The sequence below is a fragment of the Dactylosporangium sp. NPDC049742 genome (assembly GCF_040674675.1).
GTDB classification, from domain to species: Bacteria; Actinomycetota; Actinomycetes; order Mycobacteriales; family Micromonosporaceae; genus Dactylosporangium; species Dactylosporangium maewongense.
This window is the reverse complement of the sequence record NZ_JBFANF010000029.1, coordinates 73,958-96,825: the sequence shown is the minus strand read 5'-3', so window position 1 is coordinate 96,825 and position 22,868 is coordinate 73,958. Positions and strand designations below refer to the sequence as shown.

At 73.0% G+C, this 22,868-nt stretch carries 22 protein-coding genes; 10 read left to right on the top strand and 12 right to left on the bottom strand.

The annotated features are described in order from the left end of the window. Nucleotides 1–24 precede the first annotated feature (24 nt). From AB0J72_RS31125 to AB0J72_RS31110, 4 genes are all read right to left on the bottom strand, one after another. Nucleotides 25–1,176: a serine hydrolase domain-containing protein gene (locus AB0J72_RS31125; RefSeq protein ID WP_363404756.1), complete on the bottom strand. Its 1,152-nt coding sequence runs from the start codon at nucleotides 1,174–1,176 to the stop codon at nucleotides 25–27. Between the two features lie 78 nt (nucleotides 1,177–1,254). Further along, the gene (locus AB0J72_RS31120; RefSeq protein WP_363404754.1) at nucleotides 1,255–2,034 is read right to left on the bottom strand and encodes an alpha/beta hydrolase; all 780 of its coding nucleotides are present in this window, start codon (nucleotides 2,032–2,034) and stop codon (nucleotides 1,255–1,257) included. After that, nucleotides 2,028–2,630 (bottom strand): nucleoside monophosphate kinase, encoded by a 603-nt coding sequence (locus tag AB0J72_RS31115; RefSeq protein WP_363404752.1) that lies wholly within the window; start codon nucleotides 2,628–2,630, stop codon nucleotides 2,028–2,030. The genes AB0J72_RS31120 and AB0J72_RS31115 overlap by 7 nt, the downstream gene beginning before the upstream one ends. Then, a complete protein-coding gene (locus tag AB0J72_RS31110; RefSeq protein WP_363404750.1) occupies nucleotides 2,627–3,157 on the bottom strand; it encodes a flavoprotein in 531 nt (176 codons plus the stop codon). Before AB0J72_RS31110 ends, AB0J72_RS31115 begins: the two co-directional genes overlap by 4 nt. Before the next feature lie 106 nt (nucleotides 3,158–3,263). On the opposite strand from AB0J72_RS31110, the gene AB0J72_RS31105 reads away from it, so the two are divergent. From AB0J72_RS31105 to AB0J72_RS31065, 9 genes are all read left to right on the top strand, one after another. Continuing rightward, nucleotides 3,264–5,810: an Hsp70 family protein gene (locus AB0J72_RS31105; protein ID WP_363404748.1), complete on the top strand. Its 2,547-nt coding sequence runs from the start codon at nucleotides 3,264–3,266 to the stop codon at nucleotides 5,808–5,810. A 2,659-nt stretch (nucleotides 5,811–8,469) separates the two neighbouring features. After that, a complete protein-coding gene (locus AB0J72_RS31100) occupies nucleotides 8,470–9,120 on the top strand; it encodes an ABC transporter permease (protein WP_363404746.1) in 651 nt (216 codons plus the stop codon). A 32-nt stretch (nucleotides 9,121–9,152) separates the two neighbouring features. After that, nucleotides 9,153–10,193 carry an ABC transporter substrate-binding protein gene (locus tag AB0J72_RS31095; protein ID WP_363404744.1) on the top strand — a complete coding sequence of 347 codons (1,041 nt, stop codon included), beginning with the start codon at nucleotides 9,153–9,155 and terminating at the stop codon, nucleotides 10,191–10,193. After that, a complete protein-coding gene (locus tag AB0J72_RS31090) occupies nucleotides 10,177–11,034 on the top strand; it encodes an ABC transporter ATP-binding protein (RefSeq protein WP_363404742.1) in 858 nt (285 codons plus the stop codon). Before AB0J72_RS31095 ends, AB0J72_RS31090 begins: the two co-directional genes overlap by 17 nt. Beyond that, a complete protein-coding gene (locus AB0J72_RS31085) occupies nucleotides 11,031–11,867 on the top strand; it encodes a TauD/TfdA family dioxygenase (protein ID WP_363404740.1) in 837 nt (278 codons plus the stop codon). The genes AB0J72_RS31090 and AB0J72_RS31085 overlap by 4 nt, the downstream gene beginning before the upstream one ends. 4 nt (nucleotides 11,868–11,871) lie before the next feature. Further along, nucleotides 11,872–12,144 (top strand): hypothetical protein, encoded by a 273-nt coding sequence (locus AB0J72_RS31080; RefSeq protein WP_363404738.1) that lies wholly within the window; start codon nucleotides 11,872–11,874, stop codon nucleotides 12,142–12,144. A gap of 18 nt (nucleotides 12,145–12,162) precedes the next feature. Then, complete coding sequence (locus AB0J72_RS31075) at nucleotides 12,163–12,585, top strand: glutaredoxin domain-containing protein (protein ID WP_363404736.1); 423 nt, start codon at nucleotides 12,163–12,165, stop codon at nucleotides 12,583–12,585. A gap of 11 nt (nucleotides 12,586–12,596) precedes the next feature. Next, nucleotides 12,597–13,448, top strand: a complete 852-nt coding sequence (locus AB0J72_RS31070; RefSeq protein ID WP_363404734.1) for an RNA polymerase subunit sigma-70 — start codon at nucleotides 12,597–12,599, stop codon at nucleotides 13,446–13,448. A 59-nt stretch (nucleotides 13,449–13,507) separates the two neighbouring features. Beyond that, the gene (locus AB0J72_RS31065) at nucleotides 13,508–14,266 is read left to right on the top strand and encodes an SDR family oxidoreductase (protein ID WP_363404732.1); all 759 of its coding nucleotides are present in this window, start codon (nucleotides 13,508–13,510) and stop codon (nucleotides 14,264–14,266) included. A gap of 23 nt (nucleotides 14,267–14,289) precedes the next feature. On the opposite strand, the gene AB0J72_RS31060 is transcribed toward AB0J72_RS31065, so the two are convergent. Then, nucleotides 14,290–14,994: a hypothetical protein gene (locus tag AB0J72_RS31060; protein ID WP_363404730.1), complete on the bottom strand. Its 705-nt coding sequence runs from the start codon at nucleotides 14,992–14,994 to the stop codon at nucleotides 14,290–14,292. Nucleotides 14,995–15,003: 9 nt separating this feature from the next. Next, the gene (locus AB0J72_RS31055; RefSeq protein ID WP_363404728.1) at nucleotides 15,004–15,327 is read right to left on the bottom strand and encodes a helix-turn-helix transcriptional regulator; all 324 of its coding nucleotides are present in this window, start codon (nucleotides 15,325–15,327) and stop codon (nucleotides 15,004–15,006) included. A gap of 30 nt (nucleotides 15,328–15,357) precedes the next feature. On the opposite strand from AB0J72_RS31055, the gene AB0J72_RS31050 reads away from it, so the two are divergent. Further along, complete coding sequence (locus AB0J72_RS31050) at nucleotides 15,358–16,107, top strand: sulfite exporter TauE/SafE family protein (protein ID WP_363404726.1); 750 nt, start codon at nucleotides 15,358–15,360, stop codon at nucleotides 16,105–16,107. Between the two features lie 85 nt (nucleotides 16,108–16,192). On the opposite strand, the gene AB0J72_RS31045 is transcribed toward AB0J72_RS31050, so the two are convergent. The 6 genes from AB0J72_RS31045 to AB0J72_RS31020 are packed head-to-tail and all read right to left on the bottom strand — an operon-like array spanning nucleotide 16,193 to nucleotide 22,744. Continuing rightward, nucleotides 16,193–17,308 (bottom strand): LLM class flavin-dependent oxidoreductase, encoded by a 1,116-nt coding sequence (locus AB0J72_RS31045; protein ID WP_363404724.1) that lies wholly within the window; start codon nucleotides 17,306–17,308, stop codon nucleotides 16,193–16,195. Then, nucleotides 17,305–18,345, bottom strand: a complete 1,041-nt coding sequence (locus tag AB0J72_RS31040; protein WP_363404722.1) for an LLM class flavin-dependent oxidoreductase — start codon at nucleotides 18,343–18,345, stop codon at nucleotides 17,305–17,307. The genes AB0J72_RS31045 and AB0J72_RS31040 overlap by 4 nt, the downstream gene beginning before the upstream one ends. Further along, nucleotides 18,342–19,436, bottom strand: a complete 1,095-nt coding sequence (locus AB0J72_RS31035; protein WP_363404720.1) for an LLM class flavin-dependent oxidoreductase — start codon at nucleotides 19,434–19,436, stop codon at nucleotides 18,342–18,344. Before AB0J72_RS31035 ends, AB0J72_RS31040 begins: the two co-directional genes overlap by 4 nt. After that, on the bottom strand, nucleotides 19,429–20,754 hold the full coding sequence (locus tag AB0J72_RS31030) for an NtaA/DmoA family FMN-dependent monooxygenase (protein ID WP_363404718.1): 1,326 nt from the start codon (nucleotides 20,752–20,754) through the stop codon (nucleotides 19,429–19,431). The genes AB0J72_RS31035 and AB0J72_RS31030 overlap by 8 nt, the downstream gene beginning before the upstream one ends. Beyond that, nucleotides 20,751–21,899 carry an LLM class flavin-dependent oxidoreductase gene (locus tag AB0J72_RS31025; RefSeq protein WP_363404716.1) on the bottom strand — a complete coding sequence of 383 codons (1,149 nt, stop codon included), beginning with the start codon at nucleotides 21,897–21,899 and terminating at the stop codon, nucleotides 20,751–20,753. Before AB0J72_RS31025 ends, AB0J72_RS31030 begins: the two co-directional genes overlap by 4 nt. After that, nucleotides 21,896–22,744: a glutathione S-transferase C-terminal domain-containing protein gene (locus tag AB0J72_RS31020; RefSeq protein WP_363404714.1), complete on the bottom strand. Its 849-nt coding sequence runs from the start codon at nucleotides 22,742–22,744 to the stop codon at nucleotides 21,896–21,898. The genes AB0J72_RS31025 and AB0J72_RS31020 overlap by 4 nt, the downstream gene beginning before the upstream one ends. Nucleotides 22,745–22,868 lie beyond the last annotated feature (124 nt).

Below are 22,868 nucleotides of genomic sequence, written 5' to 3'. Positions count from 1 at the left end.
TAAGTCGCAAGGCGTTCTTCGTTTCTACAGGCCGAGGAGCGCGGCGGCGATGATGCGCTGGGAGCGGACCGGCTGGTCGCTGCCGCCCATGTGCAGGGTGTTGACGGAGAAGACCAGGCGCGAGGACAGGTCGCGGGTCGCGGCCATGCCGTTGTTGTAGCCGGGGCGGTCGCCGCTCTTGCCCCACAGCGTCAGCGGGCCGACGGGCAGCTTCGTCAGGCCGGCGCTGTACACCCCGTCCTTGTCGTCCGACGGGTCGTCGTTGCCGTCGTACAGCTTGATCCCCGCAGGCACGGTGAACATCTCCGCCAGCTGGGGCTCCGGCACCAGCCGGCCGCTGAACAGGGCCACCATGAACCTGTCCAGGTCCGGCGCGGTCGAGACGATCGACGCGGCGGACCACTGCAGCGACGTGTCGGCGCGGGTCACGTCGACCCAGCCGGCGGCGGTCGCCTCGTAGCCGTGGGCGTGCGGGCCGCGGACCTCGACGTCGCGGCCGGGCGCGGTGGTGCCGCGCAGGCCGAGCGGCTCGACGATCCGGCGCTGGATCTGCGACTCCCAGGTGCGGCCGGTGACCTTCTCGATCAGCAGCCCGGCCACGATGTAGTCGACGTTGCCGTACCGCTGCTTCGTGCCGGGCGTGAACGCCAGGGGCTTCGCCGTGTCGATCTGGCTGCCCTTGGCCCACCGGTCGTAGCGGTGCTCCAGGAACCACGCCGACTGCTTGTTGGGGACCTCGACGTGGTTGATGCCGCTGGTGTACGTGAGGACCTGCCGCACCGTCACGGGTGCCGTGCCGGCGGGCAGGAGGTCCGGCAGGTAGTGCTGCACGGTCTCGTCCAGGTCGAGCCGCCCCTCGGCGACCAGCTGCAGCGTGACGACAGCCGTGAACGTCTTCGTCATGCTGCCGATCCGGAACCTGCCGTCCACCGGCACCGTCCGTCCGGTGCGGACGTCGGCGATCCCGGCGGCGCCCTGCCGGCAGCCGCCGGCGTCGTGCAGCAGCAGGAGCGCCCCGGACGCCTCCGCGTCCGGCAGCCCCGCGATTGCCTCCCCCAGCGGGGTCCCGGCGGCCACGGGCGTGCACCGCTCCCCGTGCGTGCCGTGTGCCTGGGCGGGCACGGCCGTCCCGACGACGAGCGCCGCCGCGACGAGTGCGGCACCGAGTGCGCGCATCTGCGGTCACCTCCAACGATAGGTGGAAATCTGTCCCTCCCACCCTTTCGCCGCAGATGCCGCACGGGCATCCGGGGTTTACCTCCGAGGGTCCCCGAGAACCGCCCCCGAGAAGCCGTCGGGGTCCTCCACCCACGGCAGGTGGCTCGCCCCCTCCAGCACCACCCTGCGCACGTCGGGCAGCGCCGCAACCAGCGAGTCGACCGCCGTCCGCGGCCGCAGGTCCGCGCTGCCGTCGACGACCAGCACCGGCACGCGCAGCTCCCGGCACCGCGCGGCCAGGTCCGTCTCCCGCAGCCGCCGCGCGATCTCGGCGTTGATGGTGGCGCTGCACTCGCGGTTGATGTCGAACCACGGCGTCGCCATCGCCTCGGCGTGCGCGACGGCCCGCTCCCGGTCGGGGAACTCGGCGGTCCACAGCCGCACCACCGACGCCCGGTCCCAGCCGCTCAACACGCCGCCGAGGTTGCGCCGGAACGCCGGCTTCCACGTGTCCTCGTCGTCGATGCCCGTGCCGGCGACGTACACCAGCCGCTTCACGCGATCCGGATGCCGCAGCGCGTATTCGAGTGCGAGGTGCGCACCCCACGAGTGCCCGAGCAGCGTGGCCCTGCCGCCCGTGTGCTCCTCGATGACGTCGTCGAGATCCTGGAGGCTCTGGTCCAGGGTGTACGGCCCGCGCCGCTCCGACCGCCCGCAGCCACGCTGGTCCCAGCGGACGGTCCGGTGCTCCGCGGCGAACATCGCGGCCAGGCCGCCGGCCATGTCCCACAGCCCGGGCCCACCGTGACAGAACACCAGCGGCGGCCCGTCCCCGCCGACCTCCGTCCACAGTCGACACCCGTCCCGGGTCAGCACAGCGCCGCCTCGACGATCCGCTCCGGCGGCAGGGTCGCGTCGACCGGGTGCAGGATCCCCAGCGCCCGGTAGTGCTCCAGCGCCGGCGCGACCATGGACCGGTGGTTCCGCACTCTCATCACGGCGAGTCCGGGGGCGTTGGCACCGGGCCGGAACAGCTCGCCGGCGCAGCGGTCGCAACGGTCCAGCGGGGCGTCGTCGACCTGCCACACCTGGCCACAGCCACGGCAGATCCGCTGGCCGTCGAGCCTGCGGACGGCCTCCGCGTCCGGCAGCACCAGATCGACGGCGCGGTCGAGGGTGACGCCCCGCTCGGCGAGCCCGGCGGCATGGGCGAGGTCTCTCGGGAAGTTGGCCAGGACGAAGCCGTCGCGGTGCAGGTGCGGCAGCAGGATCGACAGGTACAGCTCGTCCGGCACGATCTCACCGGCGTTCATGAACCGGCCGGCCTCGGCCGCGAGGGCGGTGCCGGCACGGAACTCCGCCTGCATGGCAGCGCTGATGCTGACGGCAGCGACGCCGAGGCGCGCGGCGATCATGTCGGCGATGGCCCACGGGTCCGCGACGGGGACGCCGATGACGGCGAGGCGTCTCATCTGGGCAGGGCGCGGAGTGCGGCGGTGGCGGCGGGCCACGGGAACGGGGGCACCGGGGTGGTCGGGTCGCTGTCCAGGGGCGGGACGGCGGCGGGGTCGAACAGGACCGTGACGCCCCAGTCGCGCAGGGTGCGCACGCTCGCCAGGAACGCGGGGTGGCGGGACAGGCCCGCGTTGGGGGTCGGGACGGCGATGACGGGGCGGCCCAGGCCGATGCCCTCGTTGAGCAGGCCGAGGGCGAGGGTGTCGCTGATCCCGGCGGCGAGCTTGTTGACCGTGTTGAAGGTGGCCGGGGCGACCACGAACGCGTCGGCCGGCGGCAGGACGTCAGGCTCGTCAGGGTCCTTGTACTGCGAGCGCACCGGATACCCGGTCTGCTCCCGGAGAGCGGCGGCGTCGATGAACTTGAGGCCGTCGGGGGTCGCGACCACGCAGACGGTCCATCCGTCGCGCTGGGCGGAGGCGACGAAGTCGGGCAGGTCGGCAGCGGGGCGCCCGCCGCAGGCCACGACGTACAGCACCGGCATCCGCCAACCCTAACCTCCTGGGCACCCGTGGGCGCACGCCGTGACCGGCGAGGGGGCCTCGAGGTGGCGTACCATTCGGCGTCCGGTCCGCTTGTGGGGGTGCTTCGTGCAGGGTCAGGTCCGCTTCGCCGTCGACCTCGGCACCTCCAACACGGTCGCGGTCGTCGACCGGGGTGACGGCACGCCGCGCCCGCTGCTCTTCGACGGCAACCCGCTGCTGCCGTCGGCCGTGTTCGCCGACGCCTCCGGCACCGTGTTCGTGGGGCGCGACGCCGAGCGGCACATGGCGACCGACGCGGCGCGCTACGAGCCGAACCCCAAGGGTCACATCGACGAGGGCCTCATCCTGCTGGGCGACCGCGAGGTGCCCGTCGTCGAGCTGCTCGCCGCGATCCTGCGCCGCGTCGCGGGCGAGGCCGCGCAGACCGGCGTCCTGACCGGCGGCACCACGGTCCTCACCTGCCCCGCCGACTGGGGCCCGCGCCGCCGCGCCGTGCTGTCCTCGGCGGCCGACGTCGCCGGGCTGGGCCGGGTGACGCTGCTGGACGAGCCGGTGGCCGCGGCCACGTACTGCATGCGGGTCCTCGGCGCCCGGGTCGCTCCCGGCCGTGCGGTCGCCGTGTTCGACTTCGGCGGCGGCACGCTGGACGTCACCGTGGCCGCCGCGGCTCCTTCGGGTTCGCCCGACGCCCTGCGTGTCCTGGCCACCGGCGGCCTCGACGACCTGGGCGGCACCGACATCGACGCCGCCCTGGTCGGCCACCTCGGCCAGCAGATCGCCGCCCACGACCCCGACCTGTGGCGCCGCCTGCAGCAGCCGCGTACAGGTGCCGACTTCCGCGACCGGATGGCGCTCTGGTCGGAGGTACGCGCAGCGAAGGAGATGCTCTCCAGAGCCGCCTCCGCCCCGGTGCACGTGCCGGGCGTCGACCAGGCCACCCATCTGACGCGGGAGGAACTGGACCGGGTCGCGGGCCCCTTGGTCGACCGCGCCGTCGACGAGACCCGCCGCGTCCTGCAACGCTCCGGCGTCCCCGCCTCTCAACTGGACGCGATCCTCCTGGTCGGCGGCTCCAGCCGACTGCCCCTGGTGGCGAGCCGCCTGCACGCCCGCTTCGGCATGGCCCCCATCGTGCCGGAGCAGCCCGAACTGCCGGTCGCCTTCGGCGCCCTCCTCCTCGGCAACACCATCACTCAGGTCGCCCCTGCGGCATACCCTTCCGCCCCGCCACCCACCGAACCCGCGCCGGGCTATCCACTCTCTTCACCGCCCGGGTACACGACTTCCACACCCGCCACGGGCTACCCAACTTCCGCATCGTCTTCTGGTTACCCAGCTTCCGCCCCACCTGCTGGCTACGCTGCTTCCTCACCGTCTTCTGGCTACGCGGCCTCTACCCCGCCTTCTGCTTACCCAGCTTCGTCACCGTCGCCTGGCCACCCGGCTTCCGCCCCGCCTTCTGACTACGCGGCTTCCTCACCTACTTCTGGCTACCCGGGTTCCACCCCGTCTTCTGGTTACCCAGCTTCCGGGCCGCCCACGGGTTACCAGACTTCCGCGTCGCCTGCCGGCTACCCGGCTTCTACCCCGCCTCCTGGCTACCCGGCCTCCTCACCGTCTTCTGGCTACCCGGCCTCCTCACCGTCTTCTGGCTACCCGGCCTCCTCACCGTCTTCTGGCTACGCGGCCTCCTCACCGTCTCCTGGCTACGCGGCTTCTACCCCGGCCTCTGGTTTCCCGGCTTCCTCTCCGCCTGCGGGTTACCAGACTTCTGCGCCGCCTGCGGGCTACCCGGCTTCCGGTGCGCCCGGGGCCTATCCGGGTGCTGGGCAACCGGCGGGCTATCCCCCTTCGACGAGCTTCCCTGCGTCCGCACCGCCCGCGGCGTATCAGACCTCCGGCCCCGGGGCGTACGCATCCCCCGCACCGGCCTACCCGCCCACGCACGGCGCCGCTCTGCAGGCTCCGGCGGTCCAGCAGGCCCCGGTCGTACCGCAGCAACAACGCCCACAGCGCCCCTCGGTCATCATCGGCCCGGGCGTCACCATGCAGGGCAACGTCGCAATTTACGGCGACGAGGACCTCATGCCGCAGTACGCCCGCGAAGACCCACCGGAGCGTCCCGCAGACCCACCGCCGGCGCCGCCGCCCGCCCGTCCCCGCCGGAGCGGCTCAGGCTTCTCCATCTCCCGCTTCTTCTGGCGCCTCCGTCTCATGGCCGTGCCGCTCATCATCGTCCTCGCCCTGACCCCGTGGGGCCGCGGCCTGCTCAGCGCCGGCCGCGACAAAATCGAGCAGTGGACCGGTAATCCGCAGGCGAGCGCGCCCGCCTCGACCACCCCGACGAAGGCCGCCGCTTCCGCTGCCTCCTCCACCACTGCCGCCGCCCCCGGCCCGACCGCCAAGCTCACCCCCACCTCCGTCAAGGTCGGCACCGCCTCGGTCAAGGTCACCGGCACCGGCTTCGACAAGGGCGAACAGGTCACCATCAAAGTCAACGGCACCCAGAAAATCGTCAAGACCGCCACCTCCACAGGCACCGTCGAATGGACCATGCCGACGGCAGCCCTCACCGAGGGCAAGATCACCGTCGAACTGACCGGCTCCCGCTCCAAGCGTCCCACAAAAGCCACCCTCGAAATCACAGCCTGACTCATGGTGCGGTGACGCTCGCTGTGCGTCATCGGACTGGACGGTGGGGTGTGGGGGTTGGGAGAATGGTGGGGCAGCGCCTATCGGGGGAGGCGGCGCATGCCACGACCGTACTTTTCTTTGTCAGCACCAGATTCCAGCCCACTGGCGACGCTGGACCCTGTCAGCGGGGAGGCCCGTCGCGCCGCGTCCGCCGCCGACTGGCAACGCCGCCGCGATGCGAAGCAGCGAGCCAGGGCGGAGTTCGCAGAAGCCCGCGCGCACGGCCTCGCCGCCCGCCACGCGACCAAGCTGACCCGCCTCCGCAACGCCCAGACCCTGCGCGAGCTCGACCATCCCGCCCCACCACAACCGCGCCCATCTGGACCACCCGTCGCCCAAGGCGGAGACGGTACGGGAGCAGGAGGACGAACTCCGGGCGGCTCTGCTCCATATCCACCGCGGCCCAGACCGGCCGCCAGCACACCGCCCAGACCAACTACCGCCCCGCTGCTATCCAGACCAGTCGCCGACGCACCTCCGCCCAGACCAACCACCGCCCTACCTCCACCCAGACCAACCATCACCCCACCTCCAGCCAGGCCAGCCGCCGGCCCACCACCAAGACCGGCCACCGCCGCCCCACTTCCACCCGGGCCGGGCGCCGGCACACCATTGCCCGGAGCGGCCGCTACCTCCGGCCCACATGCACCCAGACCACCGGCGACAACGCGCCCGTCACCACCCCATCGGATCTCAGCAGCCAACTCATCACTCGACCCACCGACTGCAAAGCGCCATTCACCACCCAGGTGGGCCTCAGCGGTCTACTCACCATCCCGACCACCAACCACCACCAGCTCGCAGGCACCTGCACCGGCCACCGCTGACCCGCCGGCACCTGCGCCAGCCGCCGCAACCTGCCCACCGCCAGTCGCTACGGCCGCGGGCGCACGTTCGCCGTCGCGACCACGGACCAAGGCTGGCGCACCGGCGCTCAGAACAGCTACCGCACCATCGCCACCGTCATCGCCATCCACGGCGGCACCGACCATCGGGCCACCACCGGCTCGGCAAGGTGCCGCTGTCCGTCCACATCCGCCCAGCCCCGCGGCCGAGGCACATCCACCAGTCCCAGCCTCGGTCCGACCGGTCATCGACGACAGTCGGCTGTCACCTGCGCCTGCTGCAACGGGCAGTCCACGGTCGATCGGGTCGGCCTTCGCCATTGCCGGTCCGGGCATCGCTGCTGGTTCGCCATCGTCTCATCCGCCGGGGCACGCTGACTCGCTACCACCTCGTCGGGCGGCGGCGTTCGCTCGGCGTGGTCTCGTCGAGGTGCTCTCGTCGGTCTGGCGCCGACGGCCGGGCGAGCCAGCGCCGGGATGGCCTTGCGCAGCGGCGAACCACATCGGCGCTCCACCGTTGTCACGCCGGCCGCCACCATCACCACCGCGGCACGATCGCCCCCAGACAGCTGCGGCGGGCAGCCGGCAGCCGCCGCTGCCGTCACACCCCGGCCACCACCGGCACCAGAACTACGACCACCAGACTTCCGCCCGCCGGATTCCGCTCGGCGGCCCGGCCACCGCCAGCGCCGCGGGCTACCAACGTCAGGCCTTCGGCTCGGGTCGGCGGCGTCGGTGCCGGCCACCACCGGAAGGGCCTCCGCCGCACCGGAGAACCGCCGGCAGAGGTCCGCCGGGGCGACCAGGCGCGCCGACCGCCTCCGCCAGGATTTCCGACCTGCGTTGGTGTTCGCTCGCCGGCGCCGGGCTGGCGCTCGTCGAGCGCCGCGAGTTTGAGTTGGGCACCGTCGCTGTGAGTTCGCGGGGCACGTTGTCTGCTCCAGGCGGGCCACCGTCGTCGGCTTGGCGGTTGCCGGGCCGACCGCGATCGCCGTGGCTTGAGGGTCTGCGCCGGATGGTTGCGGAGTCGGTCGGGCGCGGAATCGGTTACGCAAGGCCGGTAACGCAAGGCCGGTTAGACGGAGCCGATTGAGTCGGGGTCGGCTGCGCGGCGTCGGGCAAGCACGGGGTGGTTGCGGGCCGAGGCGGCTGGCGGGCGTGAGGGTGCTGCGGTGGGTCCGGTGGCGGGTGGGCTGGTGTGGGGAGGGCCCGGCGTCATCGTGGGCTTTCGAGCGGCGGCGGGGCGTTGCGATCACTGTCGCGGCTGGTCTGGGGAGGGTCCGGGGTCGTCGTGGGCTTCCCGACCGGCGACGAGGCGTTGTGATCGCTGTTGCGGCTGGCGTGGGGAGAGGTCGGCGTCATCGTGGCTCCCGAGTGGTGGCGGGGGCGTTGCGATCGCTGTTGCGGCTGGCGTGGGGAGGGGGCGGCGTCATTGTGGGCTTCCCGAGTGGTGGCGGTGGCCTTGTGATCGCTGTTGCGGCTGGGGTGGGGAGGGGGCGGCGGCGTTGTGGGCTTCCTGAGCGGCGGTGGGGTGTTGTGGTTGTTGTTGGGCGGGGGGAGAGTGCTTGATTCTTCTCTACTTATGCGATAGGAATTGCATACTTTACGAGAGCGAGGGTTGAGGGGGGAGGGCTGTGGCAGGGGGGTATGGGCGGCGGGTGGGGTTGCGGGTGCTCGCCGTGGTTGTGATTGGGGTGTTGTGGCAGGTGGCGGCGGTTGTTATGGACAATCCGACGTTCGTTCCCTCGCCCGGTGCGGTGTGGGATCGGCTGGTGCAGACCTCCAGCACGCATGACGGGAGCAGGGGGTACAGCGGGCACCTGCTCATCGAGCACCTCGGGGTGAGCCTGCGGCGCATCCTTATCGGGTCGGTGATCGGGGTGGCCGGGGGGCTCGTCGCCGGGGTGGTGATGGGGACCGTCGGGTGGGTCCGGGTCGTCGTCGAGCCGGTCGTGACGTTCGTGCGGGCGTTGCCGCCGCTGGCGTACTTCAGCCTCTTCATCATCTGGTTCGGCATCGACGAGACGCCCAAGCTGTGGCTGCTGTCGATCGCCGCCATGCCGCCCGTCGCGGTGGCGACCGCTGCGGCCGTGCACGGGGCGCCGGCCGCGCTGGTCGAGGCGACCCGGGCGCTGGGGGCGAAGCGCTGGCAGGTGACCCGTGACGTGGTGCTGCCCAGCGCGCTGCCCGAGATATTCACGGGGATCCGGCTCGCGGTCGGTATCGCGTACTCGTCCGTCGTGGCCGCCGAGACCATCAACGGTGTGCCCGGTATCGGCGGCATGGTCCGTGACGCGCAGCGGTACTCCCAGACCGACGTCGTCGTGCTCGGCCTCTTCGCCATCGGACTGTCCGGGCTGGCCATCGACGCGGTGCTGCGTCAGGCCGAGAACCGCCTCATCCCCTGGCGCGGACGCGCCTGAAAGCAACCCGAACAAAGAGAAGGACGAACTCCTTGAGAATCAGAAGCCTGATCGCCGTCACTGCTGTCACTGCCGTCGCGATGTCCCTGGCCGCCTGCGGCGACGGTGCCGCCAGTGGCAACAGCAGCGCCGAGCAGAAGACCATCCGGATCGCGTACCAGGCGTTCCCCAGCGGCGACCTCATCGTCAAGCAGCAGGGGCTGCTGGAGAAGGCGCTGCCCGACTACAGGATCACCTGGACGAAGTTCGACTCCGGGGCGAGCATCAACACCGCGTTCGTCGCCAAGAGCGTCGACATCGCCGCCATCGGGTCCAGCCCCGTCGCCCGTGGGCTGTCGGCGCCGCTGAACATCCCGTACCAGGTCGCGTTCGTCCTCGACGTCGCCGGCGACAACGAGGCGCTCGTCGCCCGCAACGGATCCAACGTCAACGCGATCGCCGATCTCAAGGGCAAGAAGGTCGGCACGCCGTTCGCGTCGACCGCGCACTACAGCCTGCTCGCCGCGCTGGACAAGGCCGGCATCAAGGAGTCCGAGCTGACCATCGTCGACCTGGAGCCGCAGGACATCCAGGCCGCGTGGACCCGCGGTGACCTCGACGCCGCGTACACCTGGCTGCCGTCCCTCGACGAGCTGAAGAAGACCGGCAAGGTCCTCATCACCAGCCGCGAACTGGCCGCCGGCGGCAAGCCGACGCTCGACCTCGGCGTGGTGTCGACCGCGTTCGCGACCGCGCACCCCGACGCCGTCGACGCGTGGCGCAAGGCCGAGGCGAAGGCGCTCGACATCATCGCCAACGACCCGGCCGCCGCGGCCACGGCCGTCGGCAAGGAGCTCAACATCAGCGCCGAGGACGCCAAGCACCAGCTGAGCCAGGGCGTGTTCCTCAAGCCCGCCGACATCTCCAGCAGCACCTGGCTCGGCACCCCCGAGAAGGTCGGTGACCTGGCGAAGAACCTGCTCGCCGCGGCCGAGTTCCTCAAGGGCCAGAAGAAGATCGACGCCGTGCCGGACCTCGCCACGGTCGAGAAGGCCATCTACACCAAGGGCCTCCCGGGTGTCCTCCAGTCCTGAAGCCGTACAGGTACAGGGCGTCGAGCACCGGTACGGCGAAGTCACCGCCGTCGGCCCGATCGACCTGCACGTGCCGGCCGGCACCTTCCTGGTGCTGGTCGGCGCGTCCGGCTGCGGCAAGAGCACGCTGCTGCGGCTGATCGCGGGCTTCGAGCGGCCGACCGCCGGCACGGTGCGCACCGGCGGCGAGATCCCGGAGCCGGGACGCGGCGCCGGCCTGGTGTTCCAGCAGCCGCGCCTGCTGCCGTGGAAGACCGTCGGCGGCAACGTCGAGCTCGCGTTGCGGTATGCCGGCGTACCCCAGAAACAACGCCAGCAACGGGTGCTGGAGCTGCTGGAGCGGGTCGGGTTGCACGACGTCGCCGGGCGGCGGGTCTGGCAGATCTCCGGCGGGCAGCAGCAGCGCGTCGCGATCGCCCGGGCGCTGGCGGTACCGAATCCGCTGCTCCTTCTGGACGAGCCCTTCGCGGCACTCGACGCGCTGACCAGGGAGCGGCTGCAGGAGGACCTGCGGCGGGTCACCGCGGAGACCGGACGGACCTGCGTCTTCGTGACCCACAGCGTCGACGAGGCGGTGTTCCTCGGCAGCCGCGTGGTGGTGCTGACGAGCCGCCCCGGCCGGATCGCCCTGGACCTGGACATCGACCTGCCCCGCACCGGCGTCGAGCCGGACGAGCTGCGCGGCCTGCCGGAGTACGCGACGCTCCGAGCCACCATCGGCCACGCCGTCCGCAAAGCGGCCCGTGAACGCGAAGCGGCCCGTGAACGCGAAGCGGCCCATGAAGAGGCAGGCGAAGCGGCCCATGAACGTGGCAAGGCAATCGAGAGGAGCACCCTGTGAAGCTCGACCACCTCGGCCCGCACTTCGGCGCCGACGTGCACGACATCGACCTCGACCGGGCCACCGACGACGAGCTCGCCGAGGTGCGGGCCGCGCTCGTCGAGCACAAGGTGCTGTTCTTCGAAGGGCAGCGGCTCGACGACGACGGCCAGGTGCGGCTCGGCCGGCGGCTCGGCGAGCTGACCGCGTCGCACCCCGTCGTGGGTGGCGTCGACGAGGCCCACCCCGAGGTGTACGCGCTCGACAGCGCCGACAACGGCTTCGCCGACGTGTGGCACACCGACGTCACGTTCATGCCCCGCCCGCCGCTCGGCTCGATCCTGCGCGCGGTCGTGCTGCCGCCGTCGGGTGGCGACACCAGCTGGGCGGACAGCCAGCTGGCCTATGCGTCGTTGTCCGCTCCTGTACGAGCCCTCGCCGACAGGCTGACCGCCGTGCACGACGGCAACCGGGAGTTCGGGTACTACCTGGCGCAGCGCCGCGGCGGCAAGGGCAGCGTGTGGGACGGCGAGGTCGTCACCCGCCTCGACCCGGTCGAGCACCCGGTGGTGCGGGTCCACCCGGAGACCGGCCGGAAGGGCCTGTTCGTCAACCCGGGGTTCACGTCGCACATCGTCGGCGTCTCGGAGGCGGAGAGCCGCGGCATCCTCGACCTGCTGTACGCGCACCTGACGAAGCCGGAGCACATCGTGCGGCACCGCTGGCGGCCCGGCGACGTCGCCATGTGGGACAACCGCAGCACCGCCCACTACGCCAACCGCGACTACGGCACCGCCCACCGCGTCATGCACCGCATCACGCTGCGCGGCGACGCCCCGGTGGGGCCACACTGAGAGCATGCCCCAGCGCGTGCTCGTCCCCCTGTTGCTGGCCGCGGTCCTGCTCACCGGAGGCGGGTGCTCGTTCAAGGAGCGCGTCTGCGGCTCCGGCGAGCACCCGGTCAAGGCCGTCGGCAACGCCACCGGCCGCACCTGCGTCCGCGACGGCACCGACCCACCGGCCGGCTACGTCGACTACCCCGACGGCAAGGTCCCCAAGTACATCGACGACGAGTGGGACCGCTACTGGCGCGACAAGGTCGTCGACGAGCACGGGGCGATCGTGTCGTGACGGGTTAGGGTGTGTGCCGTGACCCGTGTATGGCTGGTGCCCCTCGCGTTCGTGGCCATCGGCGCCGTGGTCGTCGCCAACCAGCTCCGGAGCGGGTCCCCGACCGGCGCGGTGGTCTTCGGGCTGCTCTTCGCCGCGATCGGCCTCGCGTTCTCGCCGCTCGCGTTCCCGCGGCACGTGCCCGCGGCCGAGGCGCAGGCGTCGGGGCGGCCGGTCATCTACTGGCGGCCCGGCTGCCAGTACTGCCTGCGTCTGCGGTTCAGCCTGCTGGGCCGGGCCCGGCACGCGGCGTGGGTCAACATCTGGCGGGACCCGGACGGCGCCGCGGCGGTGCGGACGGTCGCCGACGGCAACGAGACCGTGCCGACCGTCGTCATCGGCGGCTACGCGCAGGTGAACCCCTCCCCCGCCACGGTGCGGCAGCGTCTCCAGCCAAGGTGACCGATGGGCGGGTGACGTTCGAGGCGCTGACCGGCCCGCTGCGCGGTGAGGTGCTCGCGCACTGCTACCGCATGCTGGGCTCGCTGCACGACGCCGAGGACGCGGTGCAGGAGACGTACCTGCGGGCGTGGAAGGCGTTCGAGCGGCTCGCCGACCACGACGGGGTGCGGCCCTGGCTGTTCCGCATCGCCACCAACCGCTGCCTCACCGCGCTGCAGCGGCGCGGCCACCGCGAGCTGCCCGCCGACGCCGAGGGTGAGCCGCTGTGGTTGCAGCCGCTGCCGGACGCGCTGACCGGGATCTCGGTGGAGCTGGCGTTCGTGGCCGCCCTGCAGCACCTGCCGCCGCGCCCGCGGGCCGCGGTCCTGCTGCGCGACGTGCTCGGCTTCTCCGCCGCGGAGACCGCCGGCCTGCTCGGCACCACGGTCGCCGCCGTCAACAGCGCCGTCCAGCGGGCGCGGGCGGCCCTGCCCGCGCCCGAGCCGGTGGCCGCCGGGGACGTGGCGGCGGTCGCCGGGGCATACCGCACGGCCTGGGAGCGCGGCGACGTGGACGCGATCGTGAGCATGCTCGCCGACGACGCGAAGTATTCGATGCCGCCGTTGCCCGAGGTGTACCGCGGCGCCGCGGCCATCCGCACGTTCCTCCTCGCCGGTCCGGCCCACCACCGGTGGCGGTTCCTGCCGGTCCGGGCCAACGGGCGGCCGGCCTTCGGCACGTACCTGCTGCGGGACGGCACCTTCGTCGCGGCGAGCATCGACGTGGTCACGGTGCGCGGCGGCCAACTGACCGACGTGGTGTCGTTCCTCGACCCCACGCTGTTCCCCGCCTTCGAGCTGCCGCCCACGCTCGCCGCCCGATGAGTTTCGCCGGCCCGCGGGGTTGTACTTGGTGACAGGTACACCCACGGGAAGGAACCAGCATGCTCCTCGCAGGCAGGAACGCGATCATCTACGGCGGCGGAGGCTCGGTCGGCGGCGCCATCGCGCGGGCCTTCGGCCGGGCGGGCGCCCGGGTGTTCCTCACCGGCCGCACCCTCGCCGCCCTGGACGCGGTCGCCGCCGACGTCCGCGCCTCGGGCGGGGCGGCGGACACCGCCCTCGTCGACGCGCTCGACGAGCACGCCGTCGACGCCCACGCGGCGGCGGTCTCGGCCGCGGCGGGCCGGATCGACATCGCCGTGAACGTCATCGCCGACGCCGACGTCCAGGGCACCCCGATGATCGACATGACCGTCGAGGACTACCTGGCCCCGGTCGTGCAGTCGGTCCGCTCGAAGTTCATCACGTCCCGCGCCACCGCCCGCCACATGGTCCGCGACGGCCGCGGCGGCGTCCTGCTGTTCTTCGGCGGCGCCGGCGATCCCCCGCGCGACTTCCATCTCGGCGGCCTGCAGGCGGGCTTCCAGGCGGTCGAGCACATGCGCCGCCAGCTCGCCACGGAGCTCGGCCCGCACGGCGTCCGGGTCCTGACGCTGCGCACCGGCGGCCTGCCCGACTCGATCCCCGCCGACGCGCCGGCCCGCGAGGCGATCGAGAAGTCCATCACCGGCCAGACCCTTCTCGGCCGCGCCGCGACCCTGGCGGACGTCGGCGACGTCGCGGTGTTCGCCGCTTCGGATCTGGCCCGCACGATGACCGGCACCGCCGTCAACGTCACCTGCGGCGCCATGCTGGACTGACATCCCGCGGCCCGGGGGGCGGGTCAGCTGGTGATGCCCAGCGCGCCCGTACGCAGCACGTCGTCCGCGCTCTGCAGCAGGCGGTGGCACAGGTCGGACTCCTCGGCCCAGCCCTGCCAGACGCCGGCATCGTCGGGGATCCGGGCGCGGAGGTGCTCGAACGAGCGGTCCGGCACGGGCGTCCCGGTGATCCAGTCCACCACGGGCGAGTCGCTGACGGCCGGGTCGGCGGTGCGCAGGACGTACCCAAGCGCCACGGCCTCGGCGCGCAGCCGGTCCGCCGAGATCAGCCAGCCGTGGTCGCCGGCCAGGATCCGGTCCAGCGGCCGCGGCAGCACGACGACCCCGTCGCCGCACGCGGTGAGCAGGTGGTCGAACGTCGCCGCGCGGTCCGGCAGGCGGTCATACGCCTGGTACAGCGCCGGCCCGTACGGCGGGTCGGCGGCCGGCGCGGTGCCGCGGACCGCGACGTGCCGGGCGAGCCAGTCGAGCCGGTCGGACCGCCGGGCGTGCGACGAGTACGCGCCCATCGACGCGCCGAGCAGGCACGGGTCCGTCCCCGGCGGCAGCGGCGGATCGATCTCGGCGACGGACCGCGGCTCCCGGTGCGGGGGCAGCCCGTGCCGCTCCAGCGTGGCGTTGACGGCGTCCAGGAGCCGCCGCCGCTCCTCCAGCGGCCGGAAGGTCTCGGCGCAGAGGAACAGCCCGACGCCGACGTCGAAGCCCACGCCGGCGGCCTACGGTGCCGCGGTGCCGGCGAGGACGGACTCGACGCCGGTGAGGAAGGTGTGCCACTCGGCCTGCTTCCTCACCCGGGCGCGGCGACCGTCGGGGGTGAGGGAGTAGACGCGGCGGCGGCGGGGGACGGCGTGCTCCCAGTGGCTGACGACGAGCCCGTCACGTTCCAAACGGTGCAGAGCCGGGTAGACGGTGCCCTCCGGCAGGTCGAACGCGCCGCCCGACCGCTCCCGGAGGGTGGCGATCAGCGCATAGCCGTGGACCGGGCCGGCGTCGGCCAGCACGGTCAGCAGCAACAGGTCGAGGTGCCCCCGCACATCCATACCTAGAGAGGCTAGGTATAAGATCGGTGGATGTCAACGGTGTTCCTCCTCCTGGCCGGGGTGATCGGCGGGGTGATCGGCACCGCGGGCGGGATCGCGTCGCTGGTCGCGTTCCCGGCGCTGCTCGCCGCCGGGCTGGCGCCGGTGCAGGCCAACGTCGCGAACACGGTGGCGCTGATCAGCGGGGCGGTCGCGGCGTCGGCGGCGTCACGGCAGGAGCTGCGGGCACACCGGCGCGGACTGCCCGGGTGGGCCGCGCTCGCGGCGGCCGGTGGCACCGCAGGGGCGGTGCTGCTGCTGGTGACGCCGGCGGACGTGTTCGCGTGGATCGTGCCGGTGCTGGTCGCGTTCGCCGCGGTGCTGATCCTCGTCCGCCCCGCCGCCGGATCGCCGCCCCGCGGCGGGCGGCCGGCACGGCCCGGCGGCAGGACGTGGCCGGTGGCGGTCTTCTCGGTCGGCGTCTACAGCGGGTACTTCGGCGCCGGCGCGGGCATCCTCACGCTCGCCGCCGTGCTGCACCTGGTCGACGCCGACCTGGTCCGCGCCAACGCGGTGAAGAACGCGCTGACCGCCTGCGCCGGCGTACTGCCCGCCGTGGTGTTCGTGCTCGCCGCCGACGTCGCCTGGTGGACGGTGCTGCCCCTGGCGGCCGGCACGACGATCGGCGGGGCGATCGGCCCCGCCGTCACCCGGCGCCTCGACCCGAGGGTCCTGCGCGCCGCCGCGGCCCTCATGGGATTCGCCCTCGCCGCGTGGCTGGCCGTGCGGGCGGCACGCTGACAGGCCCCCATGAGGTCCGCCGGCGTGACGGCCCGGCGAGCGGCACGATGACCGGGCGCCGGACGGCGGGACGCCACGCGGCGGGTCAGGCCTCGGAGCGCTCGCCGTGCCACTCGCGGGCGAGCAGCTCGAAGGAGCGGACCCGGTCCGCGTGGTCGTGGGTGATCGTGGTGACAAGGAGCTCGTCGGCGCCGGTGGCCCGCCGCAGCGTGCGCAGCTGGGCCGCGACCGACGCCGGGTCCCCCACGAACTGCGTGTCCAGGCGGTCCTGGACGAGCGCCTGGTCCTCGTCGGTCCAGGGCGCCGCGGCCGCCTCCGCCGGGGTCGGGAACGGGATCGCGCCGGCGCCGGTGCGGATGCTGCGGACCCAGTGCCGGTACGGCGACGCCAGCTGCTTCGCCACCGCCGCCGACGGGGCGACGACCACGTCCGCGGAGACCACGACGTACGGCCGGTCGAGGACCCCGGGACGGAATGCGGCGCGGTAGGCCGCCACCGCCTCGAGGACGGCCGACGGGGCGACGTGGTAGTTGGCGGCGAACGGCAGGCCCCGCTCCCCCGCCACCGTGGCGCTCTGGCCGCCGCTGGAGCCGAGGATCCACAGCTCGACCTTCGCGCCCTCGCCGGGGGTGGCGTGCACGTCGAGGCCGTCGCGGGTGAACGTGCCGGCGATGAGGGCCCGGATGTCGTCGACCACCTCGGCGAAGTCCGGCGACTGCGCACCCGGCTGCTGCAGCAGCTGCGCGAAGAGCGCGAACCGCGGCTGGGTCAGCAGCCGGGAGAAGTCGAACGCCGGCGGGATGAGCAGCCCGTCCACGACCCGTACAGGCTGCGCGGCCGAAGGCGCGGCGGCGGGGGCGCGGCGCTGACCGGAGCGGCCCAGGCCGAGGTCGAGCCGGCCGGGGTGCACCGCGTCGAGGAGGCCGAACTGCTCCACCACGGACAGCGCGGTCTGGTGGCCGACCTGCACGGCGCCCGAGCCGACCCGGATCCGGTCGGTGGCGGCGGCGATGAGGCCGATGAGCACGGCCGGCGCGGCGCTGGCGACGCCGGGCGCGAAGTGGTGCTCGGCGACCCAGAACCGGTGGTAGCCGAACGACTCGGCGCGCCGGGCGAGGTCGATCGTGTTGCGCAGCGCGGCGCCCGCGTCGCTGCCGGAGCTGATCGGGGACAGGTCGAGGATGGACAGGGGCACGGTCATGACGGCACCGCCGGGGTGGGGAACGGGCGACTCGGGATCTCGCGTCGCAGTACAGGAGCGACCTCGGCCTGGAAGAGCTCCAGGGAGCCGCGGTGTTGCTTGTCGGTGAGCCCGTCGGCGTCGGCCTGGACGTGCATGACCTCGTGGCCGAGGTGGACGTGGTACCGGTGGACCTTGTCGATGATCTGCTGCGGGCTGCCGACGAGCAGCGAGCTGCGTTCGATCGCGTCCTCGATGGTGTGGAACACCGGCTCGACGCCGACGCGCCGGAAGGTCTCCAGGCGGGCGTTGAAGATCGGCCGGTAGGTGTCGACGGCGTCCTGGGACCGTTCGGCGACGTACAACCCGGCGGACCCGGCACCGACGAGCGCCGCCGACGGGTCGTGGCCGTGGAAGGCCAGCCGCTCCCGGTAGTGGGCGACGAGGTCGGCGTAGGGCTCGACGGGGTTGGTGACGTTGGCGGAGAAGAGCGGGTCGCCGTGCAGGGCGGCCAGCTCGACGGACGCCTTGCTGGTGGCGCTGCCGTGCCAGATGCGGATCGGCTGCTGCAGGGGCCGCGGCCAGGCCTCGGCCTCCGACAGCGGCGGGCGGAAGCGGCCGGACCAGGTGACCTTGTCCTCCCGCCACAGCCTGGTGAACAGCTCGTACCCCTCGCGGTTGCGCTCCCACTGGTCCTCCGCCGTGACGTGGAACAGGCGGGCCTGCGCGGCGCCGTTGCCCTTGCCGACGATCAGCTCCAGGCGGCCGCCGGACAGGTTGTCCAGGGTGGAGTAGTCCTCGAACGCGCGGACCGGGTCGAGGAGGCTCAGCGTCGTCACGGCGGTGAAGAGCCGGATGACGCTCGTGCGGGCGGCGATGTGGCTCAGCACGACCGGCGGCGAGGAGGAGATGAAGGGCCGCTCGTGGCGTTCGCCGACGCCGAAGCCGTCGAAGCCGAGCTCCTCGGCGAGGACCGCGTTGTCGACGACCTCGCGCAGCCGCTCGCGGGCCGGCTTCCTGCCGTCGGTGACGATGAGGGTGATGGCGAGGAACTTCACCGCAGCACTCCTTCGGCGAACGTGTACGCCTCTTCCAGGTGCGGGTAGCCGGAGAGGATGAACTCGTCGATCCCGGCCGCCCGGTATTCGGCGATGCGGGCGGCGACCTCCGCGTGGCTGCCGACGAGGGCGGTGCCGGCGCCGCCGCGGACCAGGCCGATGCCGGCCCACAGGTTGGGGGCGACGACGAGCCGGTCGCGGTCGCCGCCGTGCAGGTCGAGCATCCGGCGCTGGCCGACGGAGTCGAGGCCGCGCAGGCTCTCCTGCCGCTCGCGGATCGTCTCGTCGGACAGGCCGGCGATGAGCCGCTCCGCCGCGGACCAGGCCTCGCCGGCGGTGGCCCGGGTGATGACGTGCAGCCGGATCCCGAAGCGCACCGGCCGTTCGGCGGCGGCGCGGACCGCGGCGATCTTCTCCGCCACGAGCGCGACGGGTTCGCCCCAGGTGAGGTACACGTCGGCGTGCCGGGCGGCGAGCTTGACCGCGGCCGACGACGACCCGCCGAGATACACCGCCGGCGGGACCGGCGGCGGCTCGCGCAGCAACCCGCCCTCGATGTCGTAGTGCACGCCGTGGTGGTCGAAGCGGGACCCGGACCAGGCGGCGCGGACCACGTCGAGGAACTCGCCGGCGCGCTCGTAGCGGGCGTCGTGGTCGAGCGGGTCGCCGTAGCCGCGCTGCTCGGCGGCGCTGCCGCCGATGACGACGTTGAGCAGCAGCCTCCCCTCGGACAGCCGCTGGAACGTGGCGGCCATCTGCGCGGCGAGGACCGGGGTGATGAGCCCGGGCCGGAACGCGACGAGGAACTTGAGCCGCCGGGTCTGCGCGATCAGCGCGGCGGTGGTGAGCCACGCGTCCTCGCAGTGCGCCCCGGTCGGGGTGAGCACGCCGGCGTAGCCGAGCTGGTCGGCGGCGCGGGCGAGCTGGGTCAGGTAGTCCAGGGTCGGGGGGCGGAACGTCGCGGAGCGCGGCAGCGGGGCGGCGTCCGTCGCGCCGATGATGCCGCCGTGGGTGCCGGCGCCGACGGCGCGGTCGTCGCCGCCCGTCGGCAGGAACCAGTGGAACACCGGGCCGGTCACGGGGTCACTCATGCCGCAGTCCGAGGTGGCCGCGCAGCGTCGTGGTGGTGTAGTCGGTGCGGAGGACGCCGCGCTCCTGCAGCAGTGGCACGACGGTGTCGACGAACTCGTCGAGGCCGCCCGGCACGAGGTGCGGCACGAGGATGAACCCGTCGGCCGCGTCGCTCTGCACGAACTCGTCGATGGTGGCCGCGACCGTGGACGGGGTGCCGATGAAGGTCTGCCGGCCGGTCACCTCGATGATGAGGTCACGGATGCCGAGCCCCTTCTCCTCCGCCAGTGAACGCCACTGCCGGGCGGTGGCGAGGGGGTCGTCGAAGAGGCGGGCGCGGCCCTTGATGATGGAGTCGTCGTCCAGGACCGGGTCGAAGACGGGCAGCGGCCCGTCGGGGTCGTGGTCGCTGAGGTCCTTGTTCCACAGCTGTTCGAGGAGCAGGATCGCGGTCTGCGGGCTGACCTGCTGCCGCCGGATGTGGTGTGCCTTCTCCGCGGCCTCCGACTCGGTGGCACCCAGCACGAACGTGCTGGCCGGCAGGATCTTCAGCTCGTCGGGGTGCCGGCCGAACTTCGCCATGCGGCCCTTCACGTCGGCGTAGAACGCCTTGCCGGCCTCGAGGGTGCCGTGCCGGGAGAAGATGGCGTCGGCGTCGCGGGCGGCGAACTCGCGGCCCGGGTCCGAGTCGCCGGCCTGGATGATGAGCGGCCGCCCCTGCGGCGTGCGCGGCACCGTGAAGTGGCCGCGGATGTCGACGTGCTGTCCACTGTGGACGAATGCGCCGGGGTCGCCGGTACGGGTGAAGGCCCCCGAGACGCGGTCGGCGACGACCTCGCCGGCGGGCCAGGTGTCCCACAGCTCGCGCGCGGTGTGCAGGACCTCGGCGGCGCGGGTGTAGCGGTCGGCGCGGTCGAGGTAGCCGCCGCGGCGGAAGTTCTCGCCGGTGAACGCGTCGGAGGAGGTGACGACGTTCCAGCCGGCCCGGCCGCCGGACAGGTGATCCAGCGACGCGAGCTTGCGGGCCAGCTCGTAGGGCTCGTTGAAGGTGGCGTTGACGGTGCCGGTCAGCCCGAGGTGGGTGGTGACGGCGGCGAGCCCGGCGAGGACGGTGAGCGCGTCGGGCCGGCCGACGACGTCGAGGTCGTGGATGCGGCCGCGCTGCTCGCGCAGCCGCAGGCCCTCGGCGAGGAAGAAGAAGTCGAACCTGCCGCGCTCCGCGGTCTGCGCGAAGCGGCGGAACGACTCGAACGCGATCTGGCTGCCGGCGGCCGGGTCGCTCCACACGGTCGTGTTGTTCACGCCCGGGAAGTGCGCCGCGAGGATGACCTGTTTCATGCGGTGACCTCCGTGCGGGCGTACCGGTTCCGCGCGGCGGGCAGGCCGAGGTGCCCGCGCAGGGTGGTGCTCGTGTAGCCGGTGCGGAACGCGCCCTCGGCCCGCAGCAGCGGCAGCACCTCGTCGACGACGGCCGTCAGGTCGGCGGGCAGCGCCCCGGGGCGCAGCCGGAAGCCGTCGATGCCGGCGTCGCGCCACGACAGCAGCAGCGCGGCCAGCCCGGCGGCGTCACCGACGTGGATGTGGGCGTCGCTGGTGTACGGGCCGCCGTCGAGCTCGTCGAGGCGGGCCTTGCGGTCCGGGTCGAGGAACACGACGACGTCGGCGAAGACCCGCGCCGGGCGGGCGGCGGCGGCCAGCGCGGCGGCGTCCTCGACGGATTTCGGGGTCACGTAGAGGATGTCGGCGCCGAGCCGGTAGCCGAGCGGCGTGTGGGTGAGGGCGGTGACCACCGGCTGGCCCTGCGGCGGGCGCGGCGTGATCGAGGGGCCCTTGACGCTGAAGTGCCGGCCGGTGAAGTCGATGTGGTGCAGCTTGTCCCGGTCGATGAACCGGCCGGTGGCGACGTCGCGGATCTCGGCGTCGTCCTCCCAGCTGTCCCACAGCCGGCGGACCACCTCGATGTGGTCGGCGGCCTCGGCGAACAGCTCCGCGATGAACGCCTGCGCGGCCGGCTCGGCGTACGCGGCAAGGTCGAGCTCGGGGAACTCGCGGCGGCCGAAGTGCGCGGCCTCGCCGGCCCGCCCGGACACCTGCACCCGCCAGCCGGCCCGGCCGGTGCTCAGGTGGTCGAGGGTGGCGAGCTGGGTGGAGACGTGGAACGGCTCGGTGTGGGTCGTGGTCACGGTCGGCACCAGCCCGATGTGGGTGGTGACCGGCGCGAGCCTGGCCGCGATGAGCAACGCGTCGAGGCGGCCCTTGACGTGGTCGGCCCGCCCGTCGAGGCCGTCGGGCCGGCCGGACTGCAGGCCGAGGGAGTCCTCGATGGTGACGAAGTCGAGCTTGCCGCGCTCGGCGATGCGGACCAGGTCCAGCCAGTACCCCGGCGAGAACACCGCATCGGGGGAAGCCGACGGGTCGCGCCAGGCGGCCGGATGCCACCCCGCCCCGTCCAGCGCGACGGCCAGGTGCAGCTGCGAGGTCATGCGACGGCTCCTTCCGGGCGGTCCGCGGGGGCGTCCCAGTCGAGCTGGTCGTTGCCGGGCGCGTCGAACGCGGTGAAGTCGGTCGTGTCGCGGAAGGCCGGCACCGTGTACAGGTCCCGGGCGTAGGCCCACAGGTGGGGGAAGGCGGCGAGCCCGGCGCCGTGGCGCACCAGCGTGACGTACAGGCGGATGTCGGCCTCGGTGATCTCGGGCCCGACGAGGTAGCGCCGGGTCGCCAGCCGCTCGTCGAGGGTGCCGAGGGCGTCCAGGAACGCGGTGCTGCCGGGTGCGCCGCGGTTGACCGCGGGGCCGAGCCACGCGTCGAGCTGCTCGATCTCCTCGCGGTGCGCCTCCGGGTACGTGTCGATCACCGGCGTCGCCAGGTGCCGGAACCGGGTCGCGAGGTCGATGCCGATGCCCTTGCAGTCGTTGCTGAGCACCACGCCGTCCGTGCGGTCCCACAGCGTCGGGACGGAGACGTGCCCGTCGAAGTCCGGCTCGGTCGCGTCGTACGCCTGCCGCAGCAGCGTGAACCCGTTGACCGGGTCGGGGCCGTAGCGCTCCCGGAAGGCCCAGCCGCGGCCGTCGCGGACGTTGTCCACAAAGGACACGCTGACGACGTCCCGCAGGCCGGCGAGCGCGTGCGCGATCGTCACGCGCTGCGACCACGGGCAGAACCAGCCCGCGTAGAGGTGGTAGCGGCCCGGCGGGGCCTGAGGGTCGACGCGACCGGCGAACCGGTACAGCGGACGGGGGTCGTCAGGGTCCTGGGGAATGCGGTACACGCCGTGGGCCGTCGTGTCGACCGGGCTGGCCAGACGGCTTGAGCGGGGCAGTTTCGGCATGGTGGTCCTCCGTCGAGCCGGAGCGGCATAGCCAACCAATCCTACGTGGATACTAGGAATTAATCCAGGGGTACGTGACATGGCCGACAGGACCGCCCATCGACCGTTGACAGTCACGCACAGC